We start from the raw sequence: 22,470 nt of genomic DNA on the forward strand, positions 1-22,470 counted from the left end.
ATTGATAAATAAGTCGATTTCAAGATGGATGGTTGGCTCTAACTAAAGTTGGAATTTGGAGTCCAACTTTAGTAAAACTTACTTACAAATTGATAATCCCTTGTTTAACAGCAATAATCACAGCTTGAGTGCGATCGTTTACTCCCTATTTACTTAAAATTCGATTTACGTTGCGTTTGTAACCAGTGCATTCTTGATATTTTCACTCTCGATTTACAATGACAACAATTTCTGTTCCTTGTCCAGGTTGGCTCACAATCCTCAGTTGCGCTCCAATATTTTCTGCACGCTCGCTCATTCCCAGCAATCCAAATCCGCCAACTCTTGGAATACTACCAACCCCGAAGCCCCGTCCATTGTCTTTAACGCGCAAGATACATTGTGTATTTTCATATACTAACTCAACCCGAACTTCGCAAGCATGAGCGTATTTTACGGCATTGGTTAATGCTTCCTGTCCAATCCGTAGTAAATTATTCTCAACCTCGGCAGGCATTGGATAGGCTGTGCCTTTAATTTCGTAAATAAGAGATGTATCGGCAACAGCTCTCATCTGAGCCACCAGACGATATAAGGCGCTATGCAAGTTGCCATATTCCAAGAGATGGGGGCGGAGTGCTGCTACAGAACGACGTGCTTCGGCAAGCCCAGTTTGTGCCAGATCCTCCACCATTTCAAGATGTGCCTGTGTCGCTTCCAAATCATCTGTTAGCACTTGTGTCGCTGCTCCAACATTCAGTAGAATGCCAGTAAAAGCTTGTGCTAGAGTGTCGTGGATTTCTCGCGCCATACGGTTGCGTTCTTCCAGAATTGACGTGGCTTCGGCAAGTTTGCGTTCACGCAGTGCTGCGTTGTGCAGTTCGCTAATATCAAGAATCACACCCAACATTCGCACAGGTTGTCCGGCTGAGTTATAAATGCCTCGGCCTCTGCTAATCAACCAGTGAATACTACCATCTGGGTGGATGACTCGATATTCTACTTCACAATCGGTATGGGTTGCTAGAGATGCTTCAACAACTTGCTCAACCCGATGAATGTCTTCTGGATGAACGCGATCGCGCCATGCTTGAGTTCTACTCTCAACTTCACCTGGTACTAACCCCAGCAATCGAGCGTGGTTATCGTTCCAATCTGTTGTATTTTCAATGATATTCCAGCTCCAACTGCCAATGTGGGTGAAGTCCATTGTCAGCCTGTATTGCTCTTCACTATGTCGCAAAGCAATTTCCACTCGTTGGCGCTCTTCAATCTCCTGAGAAAGAAGCAAAGTTCGTTCAATTACTTGTTGCTCTAAGGTGCGGTTGTAATCAGCTACCAATTGCTCTGTTTGTTTGCGCTCTGTGATATCTTGAAAGGCTACGATCGCATAAATCACATTGCCCTGTTCGTCAAAAACTGGTGTTCCCCACACTTCAATTGGAATCGTTTTGCCGTTTTGCTGAATCTCCATATCGTCAATTCTGCTGCGTTCGCCATGCAAACCTAAGACTGCTGGCAGTTTTTCAGTGGGATAAGGTCGATCGGTTCCCGCCAGATAAATTTGATACGTTTGGGCGAGTTGATCGGCTGTCACAGAACACACAACCCCTTTGCCTGTTAGCTGAGTTGCCCGTTGGTTGACGAAGTAAGGGCGACCTGCTGTATCCACGACGGCAACACCCACTGGAATTGCTTCTAGAAATTGAGCCATCTGGCTTTGGCTAGTGCGTAGCTGTGAGTAGAGTTTGGCATTTTCGATCGCAATGGCTGCCTGTGTGGAGAGTAGATGCAAAATTTGCGATCGCTCTGGTGTAAATGCTCCAACCGCTAATTTATTTTCTAGATACAACACGCCCACTAGCTTACCTTGATTCAGCAGAGGCAAACATAAGATTGATGGAATTTGATTGTCTTGAATATATGATTCATGAATAAAATTACCTTCACGGGTAGCATCATTTAAAATGACACATTCATGAGTGCGAATAACATAATTAATAATTGATTCAGGTAGATGATTTGCAGTTGGGATAGATTGCAGTAATTGTGTAGCATAAACATTCTCACCCTCTATGAGTTCACCAGAGGCTTCAATCACCCATTTTCCTGAGTTTTCTAAAATTAGAAAACCTGTTTGTGCGCCAGCATTTTCGATTAATATCTTCATTAAGCAACAAAGCAATCGATCGAGTTCAATTTCACTTGAAATTGCTTGAGATGCTTTGATCGCCGTTACTAAATCGAAAGCGACAGGTGAGGTGTTAGAAGTGCTTCTAGAAGTTGTGTCGATTGGCGTGTAAGCCCCACCAGACAATTGAGGAAATAGTTGCGGATAACGATTTTCTAAATCTTCCACCTTCGCCGTCGCTCCCCAGCGTTGGTAGCAGTAATGAGCTTCTTTCATGTAGGTTTGTCCAAACTTTTCCCGACCACGAGACAGGTAAAATTTCGCAGCTAACTCGTATGCTAATGCTTCTTCTTGCAGATACTCGTTGTCTCTTGCACCAACAATTGCTTGTTCGTAGAACTCTTCTGCCTCAAGTAACTGGCCCAAAACTCGTGCCATCTCCGCTTGCACCAATTGATATTTATGCAAATAATTCATTGGTGCATAATATGCCAATTGCTGCATTTTCTTCTGGCTAATTACAACTATTTCCAGGATTTCCTCCTGCACTTGAGCGCTGCTATCGAGATAAGTTGCAAGTCTTGCCAGAGAATCATAGAGATAGTACAAAGGCTCAAGGGTTGTGCCTGTTAATCGGATCAAGTAACTTCCCGCTAGGACTGCGTTTTCAACGGCTTGAGCATATTCATAAAATAGGTAGCATAGAAAAAGTTTGTTGAAATATACAGCAAATATACTGCTTCCATCATTTGCTGCTTCATATTGTGACAGTTCATTTTCCTCGTTGTAGGATGTGCCAATGAGACGAGTTAGATTGACTGAGTATCCCATCAAGTTGATGATAGCTTGTCGAAAGATTCGATTCCAGGTGTGTGCTGTTTCTTGCTTGATTTGATGGATTGCTTTACCATAGATTGCCATATCACGTTCAACCTCTACAAGTTCTTTTCCATTGGCATAGGATTGAAAACAGTAAGTATAAGCGCAATAAGCGGCAAACTCTAAATCTCCAGTTTCCAGCCCACTTTGATAGCCTTCTAGTAATGGCTTCAATAGGACTCTTGCATGTTCTTTCCAGTGGATAATGAAGTTATTTACAATGTTTAAAGTCCTAGATTTAAGCCCATGAGAATTTGACTGTGACAACATCCCTAAAGCAAGCTTTCCAAACTGGTAGCCAGACTCTATGTCTTTGACTATTGCACAAAGAATTAATCCAAAGTTGGCATACGCAAAAGGAGATACCAACGCATTACCGTACTGGACGGACAATTTGACCTGTTGAGACACCAGTAAAGGCATCAAATTAGGGGCAGCAATATAGGCAGAAATCGCTATCTTTGATAGAATTCGCATCGCTGCTAACTGGCTCGGCTCTGTCATCTGGGGCAAATGGATCAAGTCCTCGATCGGTTTCTCACTCAAAATAGATGCAATCGCGTCTAGTTCAAGCTGAATATCTCCCTGACTGGGTGTTTCGGGAAAATCGATCCCCAGTTGCTGCAAAACTGACAGTGCAGTATTGATTGCTTTTAATAGCTGGCTCTGTGCAATGTCGGTCTGAATTTTGACTTCGTAAACTTTCACGCTGTCAAGAATAGTTTTTGCTTCTTTTATAACGATCGCTACCCAGTCTTCTACTCGCTCAAATTCGCCACATAAGTACGCGACTTCTGTTGTTTCTAGATATAACTCTAAAGTTAGGTCATAGTTGGTTTGCCAACTAGAAGCTGCCAGCCATAATCTTCCTGAGTCCAGATATTTTGCAGCTACATCGTAGGCGATCGCCCCCTTTGCTTTGTAAGCTGCCATTAAATTTAACTTGGCAATTTCATCTCGTTCTACTCGATCGGTGACAAGCTCAATTCCATAATTCAGATGATCGACAATTTCAAACAATTTGTCTGTTAGCCGCTCTGGTAAGGTTTTTTCTAGGAGATTATGACCGATTTGTAAGCGCACAAGCTGTTGTTGCGAGCCATCAATTAAGGCATAGGCGGCTTGCTGCACGCGATCGTGCAAAAACTTATAATCTTGAACTAGCAAGTTCTCGTCTAATTCTAAGAGGGGCTGAATTAGTCCTACTTGTATGGCTGCTAGTAAATCTTGGAAAACCACTTTAGGACTTTTTTCACAAACAATCGATAACGTCTCCAAATCAAATTCAGCCCCAACACAAGCGGCTAACCGGAGAATTTGCTGTGTCACCTCTGGAAGTTTCTTCAGCTTGAGGAGCATCAACTCCACAACATTATCAGTGATATTTTGAGCTTGAATCTGAGCAATATCCCATTGCCAACTTAAGTGTTGTGTATCAAAAGTCAATAAATTTTCGCTATACAGCATTCTCAAAAATTCATTGATAAAGAAAGGATTACCCTCAGTTTTACGTAGTACCAACTCAGCTAAGGAACGAACAGTTTCAGCATCCTGATATAATGTTTCAGCAATCAACTGGCTTAATGCCTCTAGCGTTAAGGGTGCTAAGATAATTTCTTTAAGCACTGCTCCTTGTTTTCGCAGTCTCTCTAACATTAATACTAGTGGATGCGTTGCATTGACTTCATTATCTCGATAGGCTCCAATCAAAAATAAATATTGGGTTTGCTCATCAAGCAGCATCAACTCAATTAACTTCAGGGTTGCTGAGTCTATCCACTGCAAATCATCTAAGAAGATCGCAAGTGGATGTTCCTTGGTACAAAACACCCGCACAAACTGCCCAAAGACTCGGTTAAAGCGGTTTCGAGCTTCAGTTGCTCCAACGGACGGTACAGGTGGTTGTTTACCAATAATTAGCTCAACTTCTGGGATCGCATCTATGATGATTTGTCCGTTACTTCCCAATGCTGTCAACAGGTACGATCGCCATTGTTGCACTTGTTTCTCTGGTTCACCCAGTATTTGCTGCACCAATTTTCGCAGAGCATCGGCGATCGCGCTGTAAGGTATATTGCGCTGGAATTGATCGAATTTCCCAGAGATAAAATAGCCACGTTTTTGGGTAATCGGTTTATAAATTTCCTGCACTAATGCTGATTTACCAATTCCGGCGTAGCCAGAGACAAGCATCATTTCAACTGAGAATTTTGAATTGCCCGTTGCTTCCCTTTCTGAAATCGTTTCTAAATTGTTTGGTAAAGAAGAAATGCGATTGTTTTCTGGACACGCTACACGATTGTCCTCCGGACATGCTACGCGAACAAAAGCCGCCAGTAATATTGCAACTTCCTTGTTCCGCCCATACAGTTTTTGGGGAATTTGAAACTGACCCGAAACATTTTGACGCGCCAGATGAAGGCTAAAAATTTGACCGATTTCTTCTAATTGTTGAACACAGATATCTAAATCTGCTTTTATTCCCCAGGCACTCTGATAGCGATCTTCTGCATTTTTCGCCATCAGTTTCAAAATAATATCTGACACTGGTTTGGGAATATTTGTATTTATTTCATGAGGTGAAGGGGGTCGTTTGGCAATATGACAATGGACTAGTTCTAGCATATCCATTGTTTGAAACGGCAGATGTCCGGTTAGCAGTTCGTAGAACGTCACACCAAGGGAGTATAAATCGGTGCGGTAATCGAGCAAACGGTTCATTCGCCCTGTTTGCTCTGGAGAAAGGTAGGCGAGTGTCCCTTCTATAACATAGTGGCTATTGAAAGTCGGATTCGTGCAGTTAAATTGGGTGGCAATCCCAAAATCAATAATTTTGACAACGCCAGTATCCAGATTTAGGACTATGTTTCCAGGGTTGATATCTTTATGAATGACATTGGCAGCATGGATTTTGCCTAAAATATCGGTGAGGGCGATCGCCAGACCAAGAAAAGTTGATAAAGGCATCGGGCAGAAAATATCTGGGCGCTTGTGCATCCATTGCTCTAATGACTCTCCCCCAAAATCTTCTAAAATCATCACCAGAGTGCGTTGATAGTTTTGCTGGCTGTATGCCTTGATAACTCCTTCCAAGTTGAGGGAACTGGTAATTCTATATTCCTGTCTGTAGCGGATTAGTTCTTGAGGTGAGGGATAATCCTGCTTGAGCATTTTTACGACGATCGCTACTCCATCGTCTTTCATGCCTCGATACACTAGAGAATTAGAGCTTTCGTATATCTTGTCTTGGATGGCGATACCAGGTAGAGCAATCATAAAGCTTCTCTGGTGAATATGATCTGGCTTACCTCAAACTATACACTAATTTTCATAACAATACCTTAGCCAAAATCAGAGGGTGCCAAGACGAGCAACGGCTTCAACAGCCCAGTTAACAGTTAAGGACTCTTGCAAAAGTGTTTTGTAGTATAGTTAAGGGCTTTGCAATTTGTAATTGGGACTTTGAGGAGCCGTGAAAATAGAGAAAGCCAAGCAGCTTACTGCAAAAAAATTTAAGCGCATGACTGGTGTAAGCCGTAAAACCTTTGATTCTATGGTTGATGTAGTTAAAGCTGATGAAAAAAAGAAAAAGAAATCTGGTCGTCGTCCTAAATTAATTATTGAAGACCAAGTTTTAATGGTAATTCAATATTGGAGAGAATACCGTACTTATTATCATATTGGATTAGATTGGGGACTTTCAGAATCCGCAGTATGTCGAACAGTATATAAAATTGAAAACATTTTAATTAGTTCAAAAAAGTTTAGCTTACCAGGTCTGGTTAAGTTTATATCGCCTCTAATTGCAGCAAAATGTGGACTTTTTTTGGCTCCAATTGCTGTTAAAATTTCAATCATTTCTTCATTGTTATATATTGCAGCTTCAATCAATGGATTCCATCCGCTTTCCTCATATAATCCTTCGTTGATATCTGCCCCATTCTCAATCAGTATGAGAGCGATATCTCTGTATCCATACTTTGCAGCAACGCAAAGTGGAGCCATACTTTTATGTTTTTTGACATCAGCACTAATGCCCCATTTAAGTAAGATTTTCACTATATTCAATTGACCAAATGATACTACATGATGCAAGAGGGTATAGGGGTCGTTCCAAATTCTTGAAACTAAGCAGACAAAGCCAAAACCTAAAGATAAAAGGATAAACGGGTTTTTCAAGTCATCACTGATATCAGACAATATAGTCATATGTAAAAATTCCTAATAAAATTATTTTTAAATGAATATTATTTACACTTAGGCTAGACTATTTACTATCAAGGAGCAACTGTTAGCTTAAAAAACAGCTATCTCTCAAAGACTATTACTGGAGGGCAGAATGCAACCTTTAAAAGGTAAGATAGCAGTTGTGACGGGAGCAACTCGTGGAGCGGGACGTGGAATAGCTTGCATGCTGGGTGAAGCGGGAGCAACAGTCTACTGCACGGGACGCAGCGTTCGGGGCAAACCCGCAACTGGCAATCGTCCTGAAACAATTGAAGAAACAGCAGAGATGGTTAACGCTTGGGGTGGTGTGGGTATCCCCGTACAAGTCGATCATACCGTTGAGGAGCAAGTAAAATCTTTATTCGAGCAGATTAAGAGCGAGCAAGGACAACTCGATATTCTCGTAAATGACATTTGGGGTGGAGACACTTTGATGGAGTGGGGTAAACCTTTTTGGGAGCAGTCGCTATCAAACGGGCTACTCATGCAACAACGGGGCATCCACACGCATATCATCACCAGCCATTATGCTATCCCGTTGATGGTTGAGCGAAAACAAGGATTGATTGTTGAAGTCACTGATGGCGATAGTTTGGGGTATCGCGGTAACTTCTTCTACGACTTGGCAAAGGTTTCCATTATTCGCCTTGCTTACGCAATGTCAAAAGAACTGCTCCCTTACAACATTACATCTGTTGCTGTGACTCCGGGCTTTCTGCGTTCGGAAGCCATGCTAGAGCATTTTGGTGTCACCGAAGCAAATTGGCAAGAAGGAGCGAAAAAAGATCCTCATTTCATTGCGTCTGAAACTCCGTTTTTCATTGGTCGTGCGATCGCAGCACTTGCAGCCGATCCGGAGGTTAAGCAGTACTCAGGAAAGGTTCTGAGTTCGTGGAACCTGTCAACAAAGTATGGCTTTACAGATATTGATGGTAGAAAGCCTCATTGGGGAAATTACTTCGACCGGAACGTTGAAAATAGTGCATCCTATCTGGATAGTTTTCCGTTCGGGGTAAATTTTTAAGTTATTCCCCAGCTAATTTAAGAGCTTCTGCGTACAATTGTTCTCGAATCCAGAAGCCATTAGCAATCAAATCGTCTAATAATGGCTGCATCAACGAAATTAATCCTTGTTGTTTTGCTGCTAGCAATATCCCCAATATTCCAGTTACTTGAAGACCCAACCTAATTGCTTCATTTCTACCTCTTCGTTCATCTATAATTAATCTATCAGCATTTAATTCAACAGCAAGGGTAATAGCTTCAGCTTCGCCGATATCTAAATTATTTTGCAAAGTTTGAAGCAAAGTAATATTAGCGACAGAACGAATCTCAATCCAGTTGACAGTTTGAATCGCCAAAACAGCGGGATCTGTCTCTCCTGAATTGAGAAATTCCTGATAAACGGCTGTAGGAACAATTACACTACCATAAAGTTGTTGCAGTAATTCTAATTGACCGATAGCAGCCAAATTACTAATAGGTGATGTATCGCTAACTACAATCATTTCCAATTATTTGCTTCCAGACTTTTTGCATCCTCCTTGAGTTCGGCAACATCGTAATGGAGAGGAATTTGACGACTTGCAAGTAAGTGTTGAAACTGGAGTTGATTCATTTTTGCAAAACGACTTGCTTGACCTAAAGTAAATTTTTCCTTTTGAAAAAGCATGACTGCAATTTCAGTCAATAACTCAGGCTCAGACATTTGGGTTGCTTGCAATACTTCATCTGGAATGATGATACTCATGGCTTTTAGGATTAATTAAGAATTCTAAATACTAGGATAGGCGATTGGGATAGGGCTTTGATTTAATAAGTGCATAAAAGAGCACACTGTAAAACGTGCGACGATCGCGCAAACTCATCAAGATGACCGGAAAAGTACTCGTCCTGGAAGCAGCTCGTCATCAATCTTGGCGTAAACTCGCAAACACGCAGAGACTTCCCCCGGTACACCGCCGATATCTAGTTGCAAATCGTCTTTTGACCAATTGAAAACATCAGCGTAAATTCCCCATAACGGGCGAATTTGTACCTGGTGTCCGGCTTGGCGTGCTTTTGCGACTACTAAGTCAAGAGTGCGCCGTGTTTCTTGTTGCAGTTTCCCCCACCAAGAAAAGCGATCGCTACAGGGTAAGTAAACTAACGAGTGGATTGCTTCATCTAAATCCAGTCTCGCACGCAATGCCACAGCCGAGTCGCTATTGTCTGCGGTTGCTTGGACGCGGCGAAAACGATCGATCAACGCAGTGACGTACTTAGATTTTTCTGATTCCAAGCTCAAAGACCGAATCCCAAATCTATCTACACTTTTCAGCGCGTGATGTACAAGCGGATCGCTTTCAATAAATTGGAGACAAATAGAAACAACTCCTGCAAGAAAATCTAGTTCTCCTCCACTCCTTTCCACCATCAGTCTTGAGTCAAAATCAACTCGATCTGAAAACCACAATCCAGAAGCTTTAACTTTTCCACCCAAACCGGGATAAATACATTCATGGCGAGTAAAGGGTAAAGATAAGTAGAGTTCCTTGTCCTCCACAGCCCCTACTTGAGCTAGTGCTTTTACGAGATACTCTCGCCAAGTATGAGCTAATTTTTCAGGAACTCGCAGTAGCAGACGTTGTATCTCGTTCCATAAATCGGCATCACTTGTGCTGTAAAATTCATACTGACCGATATAATTGCTTAATTCTCGGTCAACCAACAAAGCTTCACAAATTTGTCTGAGTTTCAACTCACCTGCAACTGGTTCCAACACATCTTCCCAAGAAGCATCATCTTGTTCGGATGCGATCGTTTTTTCGTGAGTTGATTGCGGTGTATTGACAGATTGCAAAAGAACATCCAATTCCCTCAGCAATTCCTCACACGCCATGTTTCCCGGATCGGTCTGCACCATTTTTAATGCTTCCTGTAATTGAGTTCGCAGTCCGTGCAATCCCAACCGCAGTACCCAAGCTAAATTTGAGTTTTCAATTTCCAATAACTTGCTGAGGTGCTGCATAATTCCTCCGATGTGTCCTCATTGGTTCGTAGTAGCGCTGTCTTCCCATGCATAACTGCTACGAGCGGAGGACTATGCCTCCATTAAGTTTACCAGAGGCTCTGCCTCTGAGAAGGTAGTCCCAGGTAGAACCTGGGCTCGAGCCAATCTAAAATCAATTATGAATTATGAATTATGAATTATGAATCTACAATCAATCAATCCAAAATCAATCAATCTAGAATTCAAAATCTAAAATCAATCAATCCAGAATTCAAAATGTTTAGTGTTCTCCAGAAAAGGGATCGCGTTCTGCTTTCACATCATTGGGTTGGGGTTGGAGGGTGTCTCGAAAAACATATCCTTCTTGTTTAAGACAATTCGGATCTGATGAAGTTAGGTAAGGAACTTCAAATGCATGCACTCTCAGAATTCCTTTCTCATTTAAAGAAACGTAATATCGACAGGGATATTCTGTTTTCACTTCTGGTTCCGGTAACTGACCGATGAGTTCCCATTTATTTGATTGTGGGTTGTGAAATTGAAAGTAAAAAGTGTGTTTTCCACTAGCAGGAAATGCAGGTAATTCTGTAATTAATCCTTTTCCTTGGGGCTGTACATCTCCGTCATCATAGCGAAAAACTCTTAAATCGTTGCTGTAGTCTTTCTGAGCCTGAAAGATAACGGTGTGAGCATCTGTTTTTAAAGCATTTGCCGATTCTGCAACGTTAACGGCGATATCACAGATAACTTGACCATCATCAGAAATGACTGTTGGTGTTGAAATCGCTTTTGCTGCATCCAAGCAAGGAAGATTAATCGGAATTAAGTAGTGTGGATTACTCTGACAAAGTAGTAAATCGATATCAAGCTTTTGATTGATTTCAAACTGAATTTTGATGAGGTTTTTAAAATCTTCCTCACTCATGTCTAGTTTTCTTCTCAACGCCTCACCGTTGTAGCTTCCCCAAAGTTGAGGCTTGATATTCTCAAAATCTTGACGAATGATATTATTTGTTAATTGCATCCCTTGCCAGGTACTGCGAAATCTTGCAAGCGAGTCATTCACTTGGAGTTGATAAAGTTCTTGACCTGCTTGGAAAATAGGATCTAAATTTCCTCCAATGACTTCTCGTTTAAAGGAGCAAGGGAGGAAATAAAATAAATTTTTAACATCTATATAAAGCTGGTTTGCGCCTCTACGCAGCAATTCTTTTGAATCTTTAGGAGAGAAACCCAGTTGTCTAATTTTTTCAGCAAAACAAGCCCCTGCAGAAGTCGCCAATTTTGTATATTCTGGTTCAAAGGTAACTCGCTCGTCATTCCAAACAAAATAATCTGACTTGCTAAAAACTTGATAGAGTTCTCGACTGACCAATTCAAGATTGCAGGTTTTTCCTGATAAAATAAACCAATCAACTTGCTCTTTGTTGTTTTGGGAATTTTGAGACTCAGGTACCTTGCTTCCAAACGCATTCTCAATTAAACCTTGAGCAATACCGATCGCTTCTCGAATGACAGGAGAGACGGCTCTTTCAAATTGCTTGACTGTCAGGGTTACACTGAGGGTATCGATCGCCTCACTTGGTAATTGAATATCATTTTGCTGCAGCATCTCAAAGATTTTTTGCCCGTTGACAACAAACACTGGTTCGGGAGCATCTTTCTGTCGCTTTTGACCGAGTATAATTTTTGCATTCTCTGCTTGTTCCCAGAGAGTGTAAAAAGTTTGAGCGCGGGATGACGCATATTTCCAACGAGTTGGAATTACTTTTTCTGCTGCATTTAATGCATCTTTATAAGCATCACCTTCTCGAATTTCTTTATCCACATAAGCTAACAAACTACCGGGTAAGTATTTACCATTATCGAGGAAGTAATCGCTTAACTCTTCTGGTTGTACTTTTAAAACATCCTTGTCTAGCCGTTCTCGGACAACAGCCGTTAGCAAACAGTCTGCGATCGCTGCTTTCAACAACAAAAACAATCGCAAAGTAATCAACTCACCACCCAATTGCAAATGACCGGAAGAACCCAGTAATTTAGGAGTCAGTTTGTAATATCTCCCACCATCACCCCGATCTTCTCCTGGCTCAAAGGGATTAATTTCTTCCAACGTCAGGCGAATCAATGCCAGATCCGTCGTTCCGCCACCAATATCTAAAACCAGGACATTTTGCCACCATTTATCCCCATTGTAACGGCAACGGGTTTTAAATGACTCAATCCCCACATTCAGATCGCCACCAAATTCCCGCCAGAGAAAAAAGAGGGCGACCGATATAGCTTCATCGTAAGCCATTTGCACATCTTCAATATCCAATTGTCTCACCAAATTTTCAATTTCACGACGAACAAACGGTGAGGCAATCGTTGGATAAGTTACGACAGCGCGATAGAATTTTCCTTCAGAACATCTACCGGGATAGCGTTGGCGGTACTTCTCAGTTAACTCTATCAGTTGAGCATAAGCAGCTTGAAGGAGTTTGTTGACTTCAATGCTTTCAGAGTTGCCATTCAGTGTAATTTGAAAAGAACGTTCTTGTCCAAAGTAACGTTTGGGAGAATGCAAAAACCTACCTTCAATATCCTCTCCATTCCTAATCGCATCGAGTCGGTGCTGCTTGGCTTGTTCGCCCAAAACCACTTTAACTTTTGCCCGATCGTTTTTTGGTAGAGATGGTTCCAAATGAGAAACTTCCAACTCACTAGAAATTTCATTCAGACGGCGATCTTTATCTAATTCTACTGGTATTAAACTTTGCCATTCTAACGGAGGTACGCGGAAAACTTCATGATAGATTTGATTCAACCGTTTGCTTGCTGCACGGCGAAACCAACCCAGACGTTTGCTCAAACAAATTTCAATTTGTCTGATAGTTTCCAACAAATCAATATTGTTTACACCCCGAAAAAGTCGATCTCCCAAATTGTGACGAGTCACAGAATTGATTTCTTTCAAATCTTTACTCAGTTCGGTCAAAAACTTTTGCCATTCTTGTTCCCATGCATCCCGACTAATACCCGGTATATTATCTACAGGGCGGTGGTTCAGCCATGACGCCATGCGTTCCCGCAACCTTGCTTCTTGCTCGCTGGGAAAGCTATCTGGAGTCACAATCACCTTAGGATCGTACAGCGTAATTGTAGAATTAGACGTACCAAAATCTATGGCAAACCAACCTGGATAGGAAATTTCTGGCTTTTGCATTTCTGGTATTGGTTCTGATTTAAAAAAAGGTCCTGGAGGTGGTGGTGTGATGAGTGCAGATGAAACTTTAGTTTCTGTTTCTTCAACTGGTGCGCTAGTCCATATATTACATTCAGACACGGCAATTTGTGTGGCAAACAGTTTTGGGTTACCAACTTCATCAGAATCGAAATATTCCACAGTGACCAAGAGAATGCAGTTGACACGCATTGATAAAGGTCTATCCCACCTGCAATCTATTTGCTTTAATCGTTGTGGAGTTGTCAGTTTTAAAAGTTTACTTGTACTGAAATTGACACTTTTATAAGCTGATTGTATCTGTAGTGCTAAATCTTCTGGTGTTCCAGTGACAGAGATATCAATTCTGGAAATGTGGGGTAAGTTGAAGTTATCAGTTGGTTTAATTTCAATAACGGGTAGCAGTAAAAGATCGTCGTCTTTTAAGCGTAGTTGGTAACGATTTAATAGTTCGATTTTGACTGGCATTTTGTGATTTTAGATTTTAGAATTTTGGATGAGAATTGAGTGAGTATTACACCGCCGTATCTAATTTTTAATGAGTCGCGATCGCCCTCTCTCTAAGCTCTGAATCTCCTATGCGGTTGAAATTCATTTATTGAACCGCTAAGACACAGAGTACGCAGCGGTAAGAGGAGAGAGCTATTGATTTCCTGAAGTTTTTTTGTACCATACCAAGCTTTTAGTTGGCATTGTACCCTACAACGGCTGACCAACTCGCCGTTGCAATTCAGCTTCGGCTTCTTCTACTGACATGGGTTTTGGATCGGGTTGAGCAGCACGTTTGCTATCAATATACGTGTAAAAAGCTTCATTATCTTCGGAATGTTGTTTAACGTAGTTTAGCAAGTCGTTATCAGATATAGCATTGTAATTCAGTTTAGTCATTGAACAGTTACCTTTGCGTTGGGATAAATTTCTATTTGTATTGTGTCCGCAACAAGTATAACAATGCGATTGTTCCTTCCATCCAGTCTAACCAAGTTAATCCACTGAATTGGACTTTGGACAAAAAAGATGTGTTCGCGAAAATTTTTTACGAACAACGTGATTAATCTTGCTTATATTTTTTAGCTTCGTCTATCAAATCAGCTGACCCTTGAAGTAAAGTATTTATAGCTCGTTGCAGTCCTTCAATCTTGGCTCTCATAGCGACTTGCTCAACTGCCATCAGGTAAGCTTGACTACCCAATTCCCAAGATGTTTATATTTAGTTAACTTCTATAAGGTTTTTGTGGGGAAGATGGCGGCGGTTGCTTGTAACTTATATTACCAGTAAGCTCCGCTTTTCCCTTTAGCTAAGTAGCGGCACCTTGGTCAATTCCCTTATCAGGAGAAAGGGTGTTAGTTCATCATGAGGCACTAAAAAATTGTGTAATCTGCATAATTTTTTTGAGTCAAGCCTAACTTGATAACAGGAGTTAACTCGGAAAAATTATGCAAATTCATATTTATGCACGGGAAGGAGATATCGCCAAAGTCGCGTATGAGATAGCTAATGGCGTTGATATTGATTGTTTAGAAGAGTTTTCCCAGCAAACACCATTAATGTACGCCCTTAGCAGTTCTAGCGCTCTTAGCGATATGATTCGCTTTCTGTTGCAACATGGCGCGAATGTGAATGCTGTTGAACCAGAATATCAACATACTGTCCTTGGGTTGGCTGTGCAGTCAGGGAATGTAGAGAAAATCCAATTGGTTCTGGATGCTGGAGCAGATATTAACTATCGCAGGCCAGGAGAATATGATGTCTTAATTGATGCTATGTATGGTCGAGATATTTTACAGGATGAAAATTTCATAGAGATTTTAAATTTACTTATCTCTAGAGGTGCGGCTGTGAATGGGATGAGTAGCTATGGTGAGACTGCAATTAAAGTAGCGGCTCATATTGGGAGATTTGATGCTGTCCAATTACTATTGAATGCGGGTGCTAACCCAGAGCAACTGGGATGGACTCAATTAATGCACGCTATAGTTTTTGGGAGTTTAGAGCAAATCCAGTTATTACTGGAACAAGGCGCAGACCAAAATACGCGTGATTGTTGGAATAGAACGCCTTGGTTATTGAGTATTCAGGTGGGTGAACTAGACATCTCCAAAATAGTTATATTCTGTGATATAAGAACATTAGAGAGCTTTTCTGACACAGAAATATGAGCAATATACTGAACCATATTGAAGAGAATCCTAAAGAAACAAAGCGGTTAATTGGTCTAGAGTACGAACAGTTACAACAATTAATTCAAAATGCCGAAAGATTACACCACGAAAAACAAGAGTTATTAGAATCTACAAAAGTGAGAATTATTGCTAGTGGTGGAGGTCGTAAACCCAAACTATCCATGAAAGAAGAAATAATTTTAACCTTGGTCTATCTCAGGCATCTGACAACCTTTCAACTTTTGGGCATCCAGTTTGGAGTGAGTGAGTCTACAGCAAATGATACATTTAATTATTGGTTGCCAATACTTAGGGAATTGTTGCCATCCAGTTTAATTGAACAAGTAAAAAAAAACGAATCTGATTTGATGGTAGTTCAAGAAATTCTCACAGATTACGAATTAATTGTAGACAGCTATGAACAAGTGAGGGAAAGACCTAAAGACAATAAGGAGCAAGAAAAATATTACTCTGGCAAGGCAAGTAAACATACATTTAAAAGTCAGATGATTATTTTGCCAGATGCAAGGGATATCGTTGATGTTGTAGCTGGCGAACCTGGACCGAAAAGTGATATAACTTTGTTTCGAGAAAATCGTGATAACTTTGACCAAAAACAAAAATTTAAGGGAGATTTAGGATATCAAGGAGAAGATTTAATTGACACACCTATTAAAACACCGAGAAATGGAAAGTTAACTATTTCTCAGAAAAAAGAAAACCAGGAGTTTTCCTCCAAAAGAATATTTGTTGAACACAGAATTCGTTCGGTAAAAATATTCCGAGTTGTCCAAGAAAGATTTCGGTTAAATCCTAAAAAGTATGAGCAAGTAATTTTGACAATTTGTGGACTAGTAAGATTCCGAATTGGGGCCCTCGTATTACCAACAGAAATATATGCGATCGCCTGATTTAAAAATGAATGCACCTAACTACGTTTTTTGGTTTGATTATTAACAACAAATATCTCAAAACCTTATTCTATCGTATAAACTAGCTGGCTTGCGAAACTGGAGATCGCACCCTATAAGTTAGTCATAGAGATACTTGGGCAGTTTTTGGAGATGTCTACTAGCTAAAGTTAAATTACTCCTAGCGGCGGGAGCAAATTACAACGATCGCGGAAACTGCGGACAAACGCCATTAATGTATGCGATAGGAAATAATAGGGTTGAAGTCCTACAATGGCTAATTGCAGGGGGATGTGATGTTGAAGCTACTGATGATTTTGGCAACACTGCGTTAATGTTGGCCGCAGAGCGTGGTGCAATTGATTGCGTCAGAATTTTATTAGAGGCTGGTGCAAATGCTGGCAGATCTGATAATTACGATAACAAAGCCATTAAGATGGCGACTAATCTGGAAATTGTGAGAATGCTCGTTGCAGCTGGTGAAGATTTGAGTGATATTAACGATGATATGCGGCGATTGCTTACTGGAATTAACCGCAGCACATTCTCACTCTCAAAATTATCACCAGAGCAGTATTTTGCTGACAAACATCCGCGTTTTGGCCGAACTAATCCAGAGTTGATGGAAATCCCTTTTTGGCAAGCGATGATTAAAGAAGGTTGTTCTGCTTATACAGCCAAACAGCTTTTTGACGATACAGAAAATTGGCAAGACTTAGCATGGTGCTATCAGCGATTTGGCAGAACCATTACACAATTACCAGACGGTAGAATTATCGAAATTGCCGGTGAACATGAAGACTACTATGACCCAGATTTTTGTATCTACAACGATGTTGTAGTTTACCAAGGTGATGGTAATTTCCAGATTTTTGGTTATCCAGAAGATGTGTTCCCGCCAACTGATTTTCATTCGGCAACATTAGTTGGAGAATACATCTATATTATTGGTAATTTAGGATATGTAGATGCAAGAATATATTATGAAACTCCGGTTTATCGGTTACATTGCCACACATTGAAAATCGAAAAAATCGAGACTACTGGAGATAAAGCAGGATGGATCAGCCGTCATCAAGCTTACTATAAAGAACCAAACCAAATTTATATTACTGGTGGGAAATTATGGCTTATGAATGATGAAACATCAGAATATATAGATAACTCTGTTGATTACGTCTTAGATTTAATCAAATTAACTTGGAGTCGTGCCACAGTTTAAATATAATTTTGTAGTTATCCTCAACTATGTATGAGGAATCAGAACCCTTACTTCTTTAATAAGTAGCAGGAAATAATTTCAAATTTCATCCAGCACTTTAAGCATTTTTGCAGTGCAAACTAACCTTAACCTGTCACGAATGGTATCATAGAAACGCTGATTCTATTGGGAGCATCCCAATTTGGAAAAAAGACCTGGCAATTGGAAATCGCGGCTATACAAGCTAAATCCACCTGCGCGGACTAATACGAAGTCCACGTAGGCGGGTTTCCCGCCGTAGGCGACTGGCGAACCCGGAGGGCGAACCCGAAGGGAGTTTGTTTGTATAGCCCCAGAATTCCATTCTGAGGGCAAATTGCCAAAACGGGATGCTCCCGATCGCGTGGAGTTTTTAGCCCTATGGTGAACAATCGGTTAATTTCATCAGGTGTTAAGATTTTGGTCTGGTCATGTCGGTCGATTTTCATAAGGTAATCTTACACCGACAAACTAAACGATATGCGCCAGTTGTTTTTTACTGTTCCACTGTTGGTTCCATTTAAATTTCCTCTGGATATGAAATTGCTGGAATTTGGGATAGAGTATCCAACCAAGGTGGAATGGAGGCTGAAGTTTGTGCTTCTGCAGAGGCGATATGTCTTAGCAGGGGTTCGTGCTTGGATTTTAAAAGTTCTTGCAGATTGTCTACAATTTCTTTTAAGGCTTTGGAGAAAGACACTTTGACTTGCTTGGTCAGTTGACTGACATACTGTACTAAGTGCAATCCCGCACTCGCTGTTATTTCATCTCGCAATCTTAAAACGGCAACTTGATGGTTAAATGGTCTTGGAGAAACGGTAAATTTTTTATCCGGGCTCCAATCAAAAATTTGACCGTTTTGATGTCTATCGTCTTTACGTGCTAGGGGAAATAAAGCCTCTGCATGAACGGGAACGGCATCTCCTGCTAGCCCGCTGTGTTGGATAATGAGGTTTTGCCATCTTTGAGCGGGTTCGATCGCACGCAGCAGGTTTCTGAATAAACGAACTTGGCTTCTGCCAAACTTTTTCTCAATGGAAGATTCTTTGTCTTGTAACAGAATCGGGCTGAGTTTCTCTCTTTCTTGCTGTACATCCGTGGATAATTTGCCGAATAAGTCTGTCACTGCTTCTGTGGTGCGATCGTGAGCAAAGGCTTGCATATCTTGGATGGTTTGTACAAATGCTGAGTAGAAATCATCGCTTTTTGTAGGAATGGAATCATCTACTTCATCTTCTTCAAAAAAGCTTTCACTTTCTGTCAAAACAATAGTTCCATTTTTTGTTCGATCGAAAAGTAATGTCCACTCGCTCCATTCAAAAAAGATTTTATTGGTTAGTTCATCTTTGACAACATCGCTAACGGCTACATTATTGCGATTAATTAAAATGGGTTGTTTGTCTAAATCTTCTTGGAATTGTCTGTATGCGGTTACTAAGTTTTCTATAGCTTCTCGTAAGGTAAGAAAAACAGGGCTTTCAACGACTGGTATATAAGCGGGAATATCTTCTAATAGATTTTTCAGATTGTTTTGTTCTTTTCTCAAAGCCTCAGATGCTTTTTTTGTATCTTCTACAAGTTGCTTCAGTCCGTGCAAAGCCACGTGTTCCTTAAGTAGAGAACGCAACCTGTTAATACCACCATCTTCAGCATAATTGCCCAGTTGTTTGTGCAAGTAACTTGATGGCGGTAGCATTTCGCTAAGTTGTCGCCATTTTTCTCGTAGTTGAAGCTCATCTGGTTTGTTTGGTTTATCCAGTTCGGATAAAAACTCTCTCGAAGAAACTTGCAGTAGAGAGGACTGTTCTGCTAGTTTTGTTAATCCATACAGTTGTGATAGCAAAACAATATTCTTTTTCTCTGTTGTCAAATTACTGGCGCTAGCCACGGTCAGTTTGAGAATGTTGAGCTGTTCGAGGACGGTTTCTTCTGAGAGGAGAGGTTCATCTAAAAGCTCGTCGAGCGATCGCTCATCACTCCCACTTAGAGGAATTTGATTGAAGCGTCCCACACCGACAATAATCCGATCTCTGAGGTCTTGTCCCTTATCCCGTTCCAACATACTGCGGATTTTTGTAGCAGTGACACCGCCAGGGTATCGACCGTTGAGAAGCAGCAGAATAGTTTGTACATCTCTCAATTCCCTCAGAGACAGAAAAGCGTCTCTGACACCAGAATCAGCCGCCCCCAACCCAGGAAAGTCCAACAGAATAAATTCATTTGTTCCCTGAAGGGAAGATAAATCCCAAATTTGTTTTGACACTTCAACCGTCACGTCAACGCGACGGATCAGGGAAAAGCTACTCCGTAAATCTTTGGCTGATGGCTGCGCTAAGGTTTCCCAGGGTTTTGGAGCAGGAGGTAATTGCTCAAAGCTGAGTTCTAAAATATTCATGGGCGGCTCAGCTAACCTTAACCCTTTGTGAGCCGTAGTACTATCAATCTGGTAGGTTTTACCGCAAATATCACTTCCATGTATGCTATAAGTACGAGCAAAAAGCACGAGTTCTCGCAATAAAGCCCTTAACTCCAAGCTTTGAATTTTCCATGCTTGCTCGCACCATCTTAAAATCCCGTGACTGTCAACCTGAGTTGTTGGGTACAAACTTTTCAAAACAGCAAGCTCTGATGCTGGTAGATTGACAGCTTTTGCCCGTTGTTCCGCCTCTTCTAGCATATAACACAGGCATTCTTTGACTCCTTCATGCGAAAGATATTCAACTGCAAACTGACTGATCTTCGTAGTTTGTAAGTCTGGTTGTTGAACGAGGTGAATTGCAGTGACATTTCCCGTTGTTGGAGTTTCACTGACGGGCAGAGCATCAGCATAGCCAATAAGACTGCCCAAAAGCAAGGTTTTTCCACTGCTGAATTCTCCCATAATGCCGATTTTGACAGGAGAAGAAGCAAGTTCTACGACCCTTTTAGCTGATTGCTGAAGGCGCTGGATGCTCTCGTGAATGGTTGTTGGAACCCAGTTATCTCTGGGAGGCGGGTTTTGCGATACTAAATCCAAATTCTGAAGAACGGATTCCCCATATTCTTTGTAGCGGCGTAATTGCTCTATTACCATGTCGCTTCTCATAACCCATTCCTAATTTAGATACAAGTGTAAAGGATGAAATATAAAGTATGAAGGATGAAATATTAAGTATAAAGTTTTTATCTTTTCAAGGGGCAGTCAAAATATCTAGTTGCGAATTTCTCTCAAAATAGCAAGCAGAGGCTGGGGTTGCCAATAACATGAGGGTATAGCTATTTTGTTAAGAATTATAAAAATCAATACTGGTACAAGCAAAGCTACTAGTAGTGGTTTTGCCACTTTAAATTTAAGGGGTTAAAGAAAAACCGCAGAGACGCTCTATCTCGGAACGAGATGATACAAAATCCCTTTTCTTTTTGCTAATTTCACCTTGTTTTATAAGCCCAGATTTCAAATTTAGCATCAGAAGAGAGAACGGTTTCCAGAGAGCCATAATGTTCAACACAAAACTCTTCAACAATATTACGCACAAACAAATCATAAATTTTAGATATTCTTTCAATAAAGAAACTGTAAAGAACTAGTATAAACTATAGCAGTCATGGTTCAATAAATATTAATGTCAGGTGTTGACAAATACTGTAATTTCAGTAATTTCACAACTTTTCCAATGAGAATTATCAATAAATTAGCAAAAACTTTTTCAGCCGCTACCGTACTTGCAATGACAGTTTACTTAGCTCCAGAATCTTCTATAGCTGGTATAGCCCAAGGTTCTGGTAGGGCAGTAAACACGACAGATACACTTTATTTTGAAATTGATACCTCTATCGCAGACACTAATACAGACCCCAAGTTAGGAAGCTTTCTTGGAGCTATTAAAAACGCTACTTACAATCAACTTGAAACTGGACCTTTTGGCGACGAGACGAAGTTTAACACGTTTAAGTTTAATCCGGCAGAATTAAAAACTTCTTTAATAGAAGATCCATCTGAATTGCAAGCAATTAATGATACAGACGGAGATTTTCAAGGAAAATTTACCAATAAAGCCGTGAAGTATGAAGCTAGATTACAAGATTCAAAATCAAATTTCATCAATTTTGAATTTTATGCTCCCTTCACCGATGCGAATTCTTTATCTGTTTTTAATGCATCAAATTTGAATCAATTTTTGAATAACGATGGGACAGTAGGATTCCCAAGACGACTTGGAGTTTTGAATGTGGATTCTGTTCTCAGCGAAACTAATGCATTTTTCTTGATTCCTGCTCCTGATGAGGTGACTAAAGTTCCAGAACCTATGGCTATAACTGGTTTACTAGGTTTTAGCATTTTGAGTACAGCATTACTACGGAAAAGTAATAGACGTCTGGAGAGATGAGAAGAGAATGTTTCTGGCATTGATTAGATAGGCCGTATTGACGACCGTCGTAAGCATTCTGTTTTAGCAAAAATTAATTTTTAGACTTAACGTAACCCATATTCTTCAAGATGTCTTTCTTGAAGAAATTTTATACTAAGTAGGTGGGTGGAATAAACAGAACTATATTACAAAATGTGAATACACTGAGATCCTTACCAATGACAAATGACAAATGACAAATGACTAAGGACGACCATTCCCAGTTACGTTTTTTCATACCGACCTACTTATAATTACGGATAATCTTCCTAAATCTCAGCCATATAGCAATCCTATCTGATTTCTGAAAAAATCTAAGTGCCTGTAAGGTGGG

16 protein-coding genes and 1 pseudogene are annotated in these 22,470 nt (G+C 40.6%); 6 read left to right on the plus strand and 11 right to left on the minus strand.

The window, feature by feature from the left end; translation table 11 throughout:
- Nucleotides 1-202 precede the first annotated feature (202 nt).
- On the minus strand, nucleotides 203-6,265 hold the full coding sequence (locus AB0756_RS22770) for an AAA family ATPase (protein WP_038078050.1): 6,063 nt from the start codon (nucleotides 6,263-6,265) through the stop codon (nucleotides 203-205).
- 196 nt (nucleotides 6,266-6,461) lie between these two features.
- On the opposite strand from AB0756_RS22770, the pseudogene AB0756_RS22775 reads away from it, so the two are divergent.
- A pseudogene (locus tag AB0756_RS22775) lies at nucleotides 6,462-6,767 on the plus strand (helix-turn-helix domain-containing protein); the annotation flags it as partial.
- Here AB0756_RS22775 and AB0756_RS22780 read toward each other — a convergent pair.
- Nucleotides 6,665-7,198, minus strand: a complete 534-nt coding sequence (locus AB0756_RS22780) for an ankyrin repeat domain-containing protein (RefSeq protein WP_038078053.1) — start codon at nucleotides 7,196-7,198, stop codon at nucleotides 6,665-6,667. The pseudogene AB0756_RS22775 and the gene AB0756_RS22780 sit on opposite strands and share 103 nt — an antisense overlap.
- 130 nt (nucleotides 7,199-7,328) lie before the next feature.
- Here AB0756_RS22780 and AB0756_RS22785 point away from each other — a divergent pair, with 130 nt between their 5' ends.
- Complete coding sequence (locus AB0756_RS22785) at nucleotides 7,329-8,240, plus strand: SDR family oxidoreductase (protein WP_038078056.1); 912 nt, start codon at nucleotides 7,329-7,331, stop codon at nucleotides 8,238-8,240.
- Between the two features lies 1 nt (nucleotide 8,241).
- Here the strand turns inward: AB0756_RS22785 and AB0756_RS22790 are convergent, their stop codons facing one another.
- From AB0756_RS22790 to AB0756_RS22820, 7 genes are all read right to left on the minus strand, one after another.
- Nucleotides 8,242-8,724 (minus strand): DUF3368 domain-containing protein, encoded by a 483-nt coding sequence (locus tag AB0756_RS22790; RefSeq protein ID WP_038078058.1) that lies wholly within the window; start codon nucleotides 8,722-8,724, stop codon nucleotides 8,242-8,244.
- Complete coding sequence (locus AB0756_RS22795; RefSeq protein ID WP_038078060.1) at nucleotides 8,721-8,966, minus strand: UPF0175 family protein; 246 nt, start codon at nucleotides 8,964-8,966, stop codon at nucleotides 8,721-8,723. Before AB0756_RS22795 ends, AB0756_RS22790 begins: the two co-directional genes overlap by 4 nt.
- Before the next feature lie 117 nt (nucleotides 8,967-9,083).
- Nucleotides 9,084-10,226: a hypothetical protein gene (locus tag AB0756_RS22800; protein ID WP_038078065.1), complete on the minus strand. Its 1,143-nt coding sequence runs from the start codon at nucleotides 10,224-10,226 to the stop codon at nucleotides 9,084-9,086.
- Between the two features lie 262 nt (nucleotides 10,227-10,488).
- Nucleotides 10,489-13,902 carry a molecular chaperone gene (locus AB0756_RS22805; protein WP_038078068.1) on the minus strand — a complete coding sequence of 1,138 codons (3,414 nt, stop codon included), beginning with the start codon at nucleotides 13,900-13,902 and terminating at the stop codon, nucleotides 10,489-10,491.
- A 231-nt stretch (nucleotides 13,903-14,133) separates the two neighbouring features.
- On the minus strand, nucleotides 14,134-14,322 hold the full coding sequence (locus tag AB0756_RS22810; protein WP_038078070.1) for a DUF6887 family protein: 189 nt from the start codon (nucleotides 14,320-14,322) through the stop codon (nucleotides 14,134-14,136).
- Complete coding sequence (locus AB0756_RS22815) at nucleotides 14,319-14,480, minus strand: DUF6888 family protein (RefSeq protein WP_408019863.1); 162 nt, start codon at nucleotides 14,478-14,480, stop codon at nucleotides 14,319-14,321. Before AB0756_RS22815 ends, AB0756_RS22810 begins: the two co-directional genes overlap by 4 nt.
- A 5-nt stretch (nucleotides 14,481-14,485) precedes the next feature.
- Nucleotides 14,486-14,626, minus strand: coding sequence for a hypothetical protein (locus AB0756_RS22820; protein ID WP_408104007.1), 141 nt, complete (start codon nucleotides 14,624-14,626; stop codon nucleotides 14,486-14,488).
- A gap of 245 nt (nucleotides 14,627-14,871) precedes the next feature.
- On the opposite strand from AB0756_RS22820, the gene AB0756_RS22825 reads away from it, so the two are divergent.
- The 3 genes from AB0756_RS22825 to AB0756_RS22835 all read left to right on the plus strand — a co-directional run bounded on the left by AB0756_RS22825 (nucleotide 14,872) and on the right by AB0756_RS22835 (nucleotide 17,730).
- Nucleotides 14,872-15,594 (plus strand): ankyrin repeat domain-containing protein, encoded by a 723-nt coding sequence (locus AB0756_RS22825; protein WP_237265943.1) that lies wholly within the window; start codon nucleotides 14,872-14,874, stop codon nucleotides 15,592-15,594.
- Nucleotides 15,591-16,508, plus strand: coding sequence for a transposase family protein (locus AB0756_RS22830; protein ID WP_038093450.1), 918 nt, complete (start codon nucleotides 15,591-15,593; stop codon nucleotides 16,506-16,508). Before AB0756_RS22825 ends, AB0756_RS22830 begins: the two co-directional genes overlap by 4 nt.
- Before the next feature lie 136 nt (nucleotides 16,509-16,644).
- The gene (locus AB0756_RS22835) at nucleotides 16,645-17,730 is read left to right on the plus strand and encodes an ankyrin repeat domain-containing protein (RefSeq protein WP_082051915.1); all 1,086 of its coding nucleotides are present in this window, start codon (nucleotides 16,645-16,647) and stop codon (nucleotides 17,728-17,730) included.
- A 242-nt stretch (nucleotides 17,731-17,972) separates the two neighbouring features.
- Here AB0756_RS22835 and AB0756_RS22840 read toward each other — a convergent pair whose 3' ends face one another.
- Entirely contained in the window at nucleotides 17,973-18,197 is a 225-nt protein-coding gene (locus AB0756_RS22840; protein ID WP_082051916.1) for a hypothetical protein, read from the minus strand.
- A gap of 71 nt (nucleotides 18,198-18,268) precedes the next feature.
- Nucleotides 18,269-20,833, minus strand: a complete 2,565-nt coding sequence (locus tag AB0756_RS22845) for a dynamin family protein (protein WP_038092234.1) — start codon at nucleotides 20,831-20,833, stop codon at nucleotides 18,269-18,271.
- A gap of 568 nt (nucleotides 20,834-21,401) precedes the next feature.
- On the opposite strand from AB0756_RS22845, the gene AB0756_RS22850 reads away from it, so the two are divergent.
- On the plus strand, nucleotides 21,402-22,115 hold the full coding sequence (locus tag AB0756_RS22850) for a hypothetical protein (RefSeq protein WP_137986604.1): 714 nt from the start codon (nucleotides 21,402-21,404) through the stop codon (nucleotides 22,113-22,115).
- The last annotated feature ends 355 nt before the right edge of the window (nucleotides 22,116-22,470 follow it).

This window comes from Tolypothrix campylonemoides VB511288_2 (assembly GCF_045999855.1).
GTDB classification, from domain to species: Bacteria; Cyanobacteriota; Cyanobacteriia; order Cyanobacteriales; family Nostocaceae; genus Scytonema; species Scytonema bouteillei_A.

What these genes read in the sequence shown, in the direction of transcription:
- AB0756_RS22770 (WP_038078050.1), bottom strand. Translation starts at nt 6,265, where the DNA reads ATGATTGCTCTACCTGGTATCGCCATCCAAGACAAGATATACGAAAGC.
- AB0756_RS22780 (WP_038078053.1), bottom strand. Translation starts at nt 7,198, where the DNA reads ATGACTATATTGTCTGATATCAGTGATGACTTGAAAAACCCGTTTATC.
- AB0756_RS22785 (WP_038078056.1), top strand. Translation starts at nt 7,329, where the DNA reads ATGCAACCTTTAAAAGGTAAGATAGCAGTTGTGACGGGAGCAACTCGT.
- AB0756_RS22790 (WP_038078058.1), bottom strand. Translation starts at nt 8,724, where the DNA reads ATGATTGTAGTTAGCGATACATCACCTATTAGTAATTTGGCTGCTATC.
- AB0756_RS22795 (WP_038078060.1), bottom strand. Translation starts at nt 8,966, where the DNA reads ATGAGTATCATCATTCCAGATGAAGTATTGCAAGCAACCCAAATGTCT.
- AB0756_RS22800 (WP_038078065.1), bottom strand. Translation starts at nt 10,226, where the DNA reads ATGCAGCACCTCAGCAAGTTATTGGAAATTGAAAACTCAAATTTAGCT.
- AB0756_RS22805 (WP_038078068.1), bottom strand. Translation starts at nt 13,902, where the DNA reads ATGCCAGTCAAAATCGAACTATTAAATCGTTACCAACTACGCTTAAAA.
- AB0756_RS22810 (WP_038078070.1), bottom strand. Translation starts at nt 14,322, where the DNA reads ATGACTAAACTGAATTACAATGCTATATCTGATAACGACTTGCTAAAC.
- AB0756_RS22825 (WP_237265943.1), top strand. Translation starts at nt 14,872, where the DNA reads ATGCAAATTCATATTTATGCACGGGAAGGAGATATCGCCAAAGTCGCG.
- AB0756_RS22830 (WP_038093450.1), top strand. Translation starts at nt 15,591, where the DNA reads ATGAGCAATATACTGAACCATATTGAAGAGAATCCTAAAGAAACAAAG.
- AB0756_RS22840 (WP_082051916.1), bottom strand. Translation starts at nt 18,197, where the DNA reads ATGAAAATCGACCGACATGACCAGACCAAAATCTTAACACCTGATGAA.
- AB0756_RS22845 (WP_038092234.1), bottom strand. Translation starts at nt 20,833, where the DNA reads ATGAGAAGCGACATGGTAATAGAGCAATTACGCCGCTACAAAGAATAT.
- AB0756_RS22850 (WP_137986604.1), top strand. Translation starts at nt 21,402, where the DNA reads ATGAGAATTATCAATAAATTAGCAAAAACTTTTTCAGCCGCTACCGTA.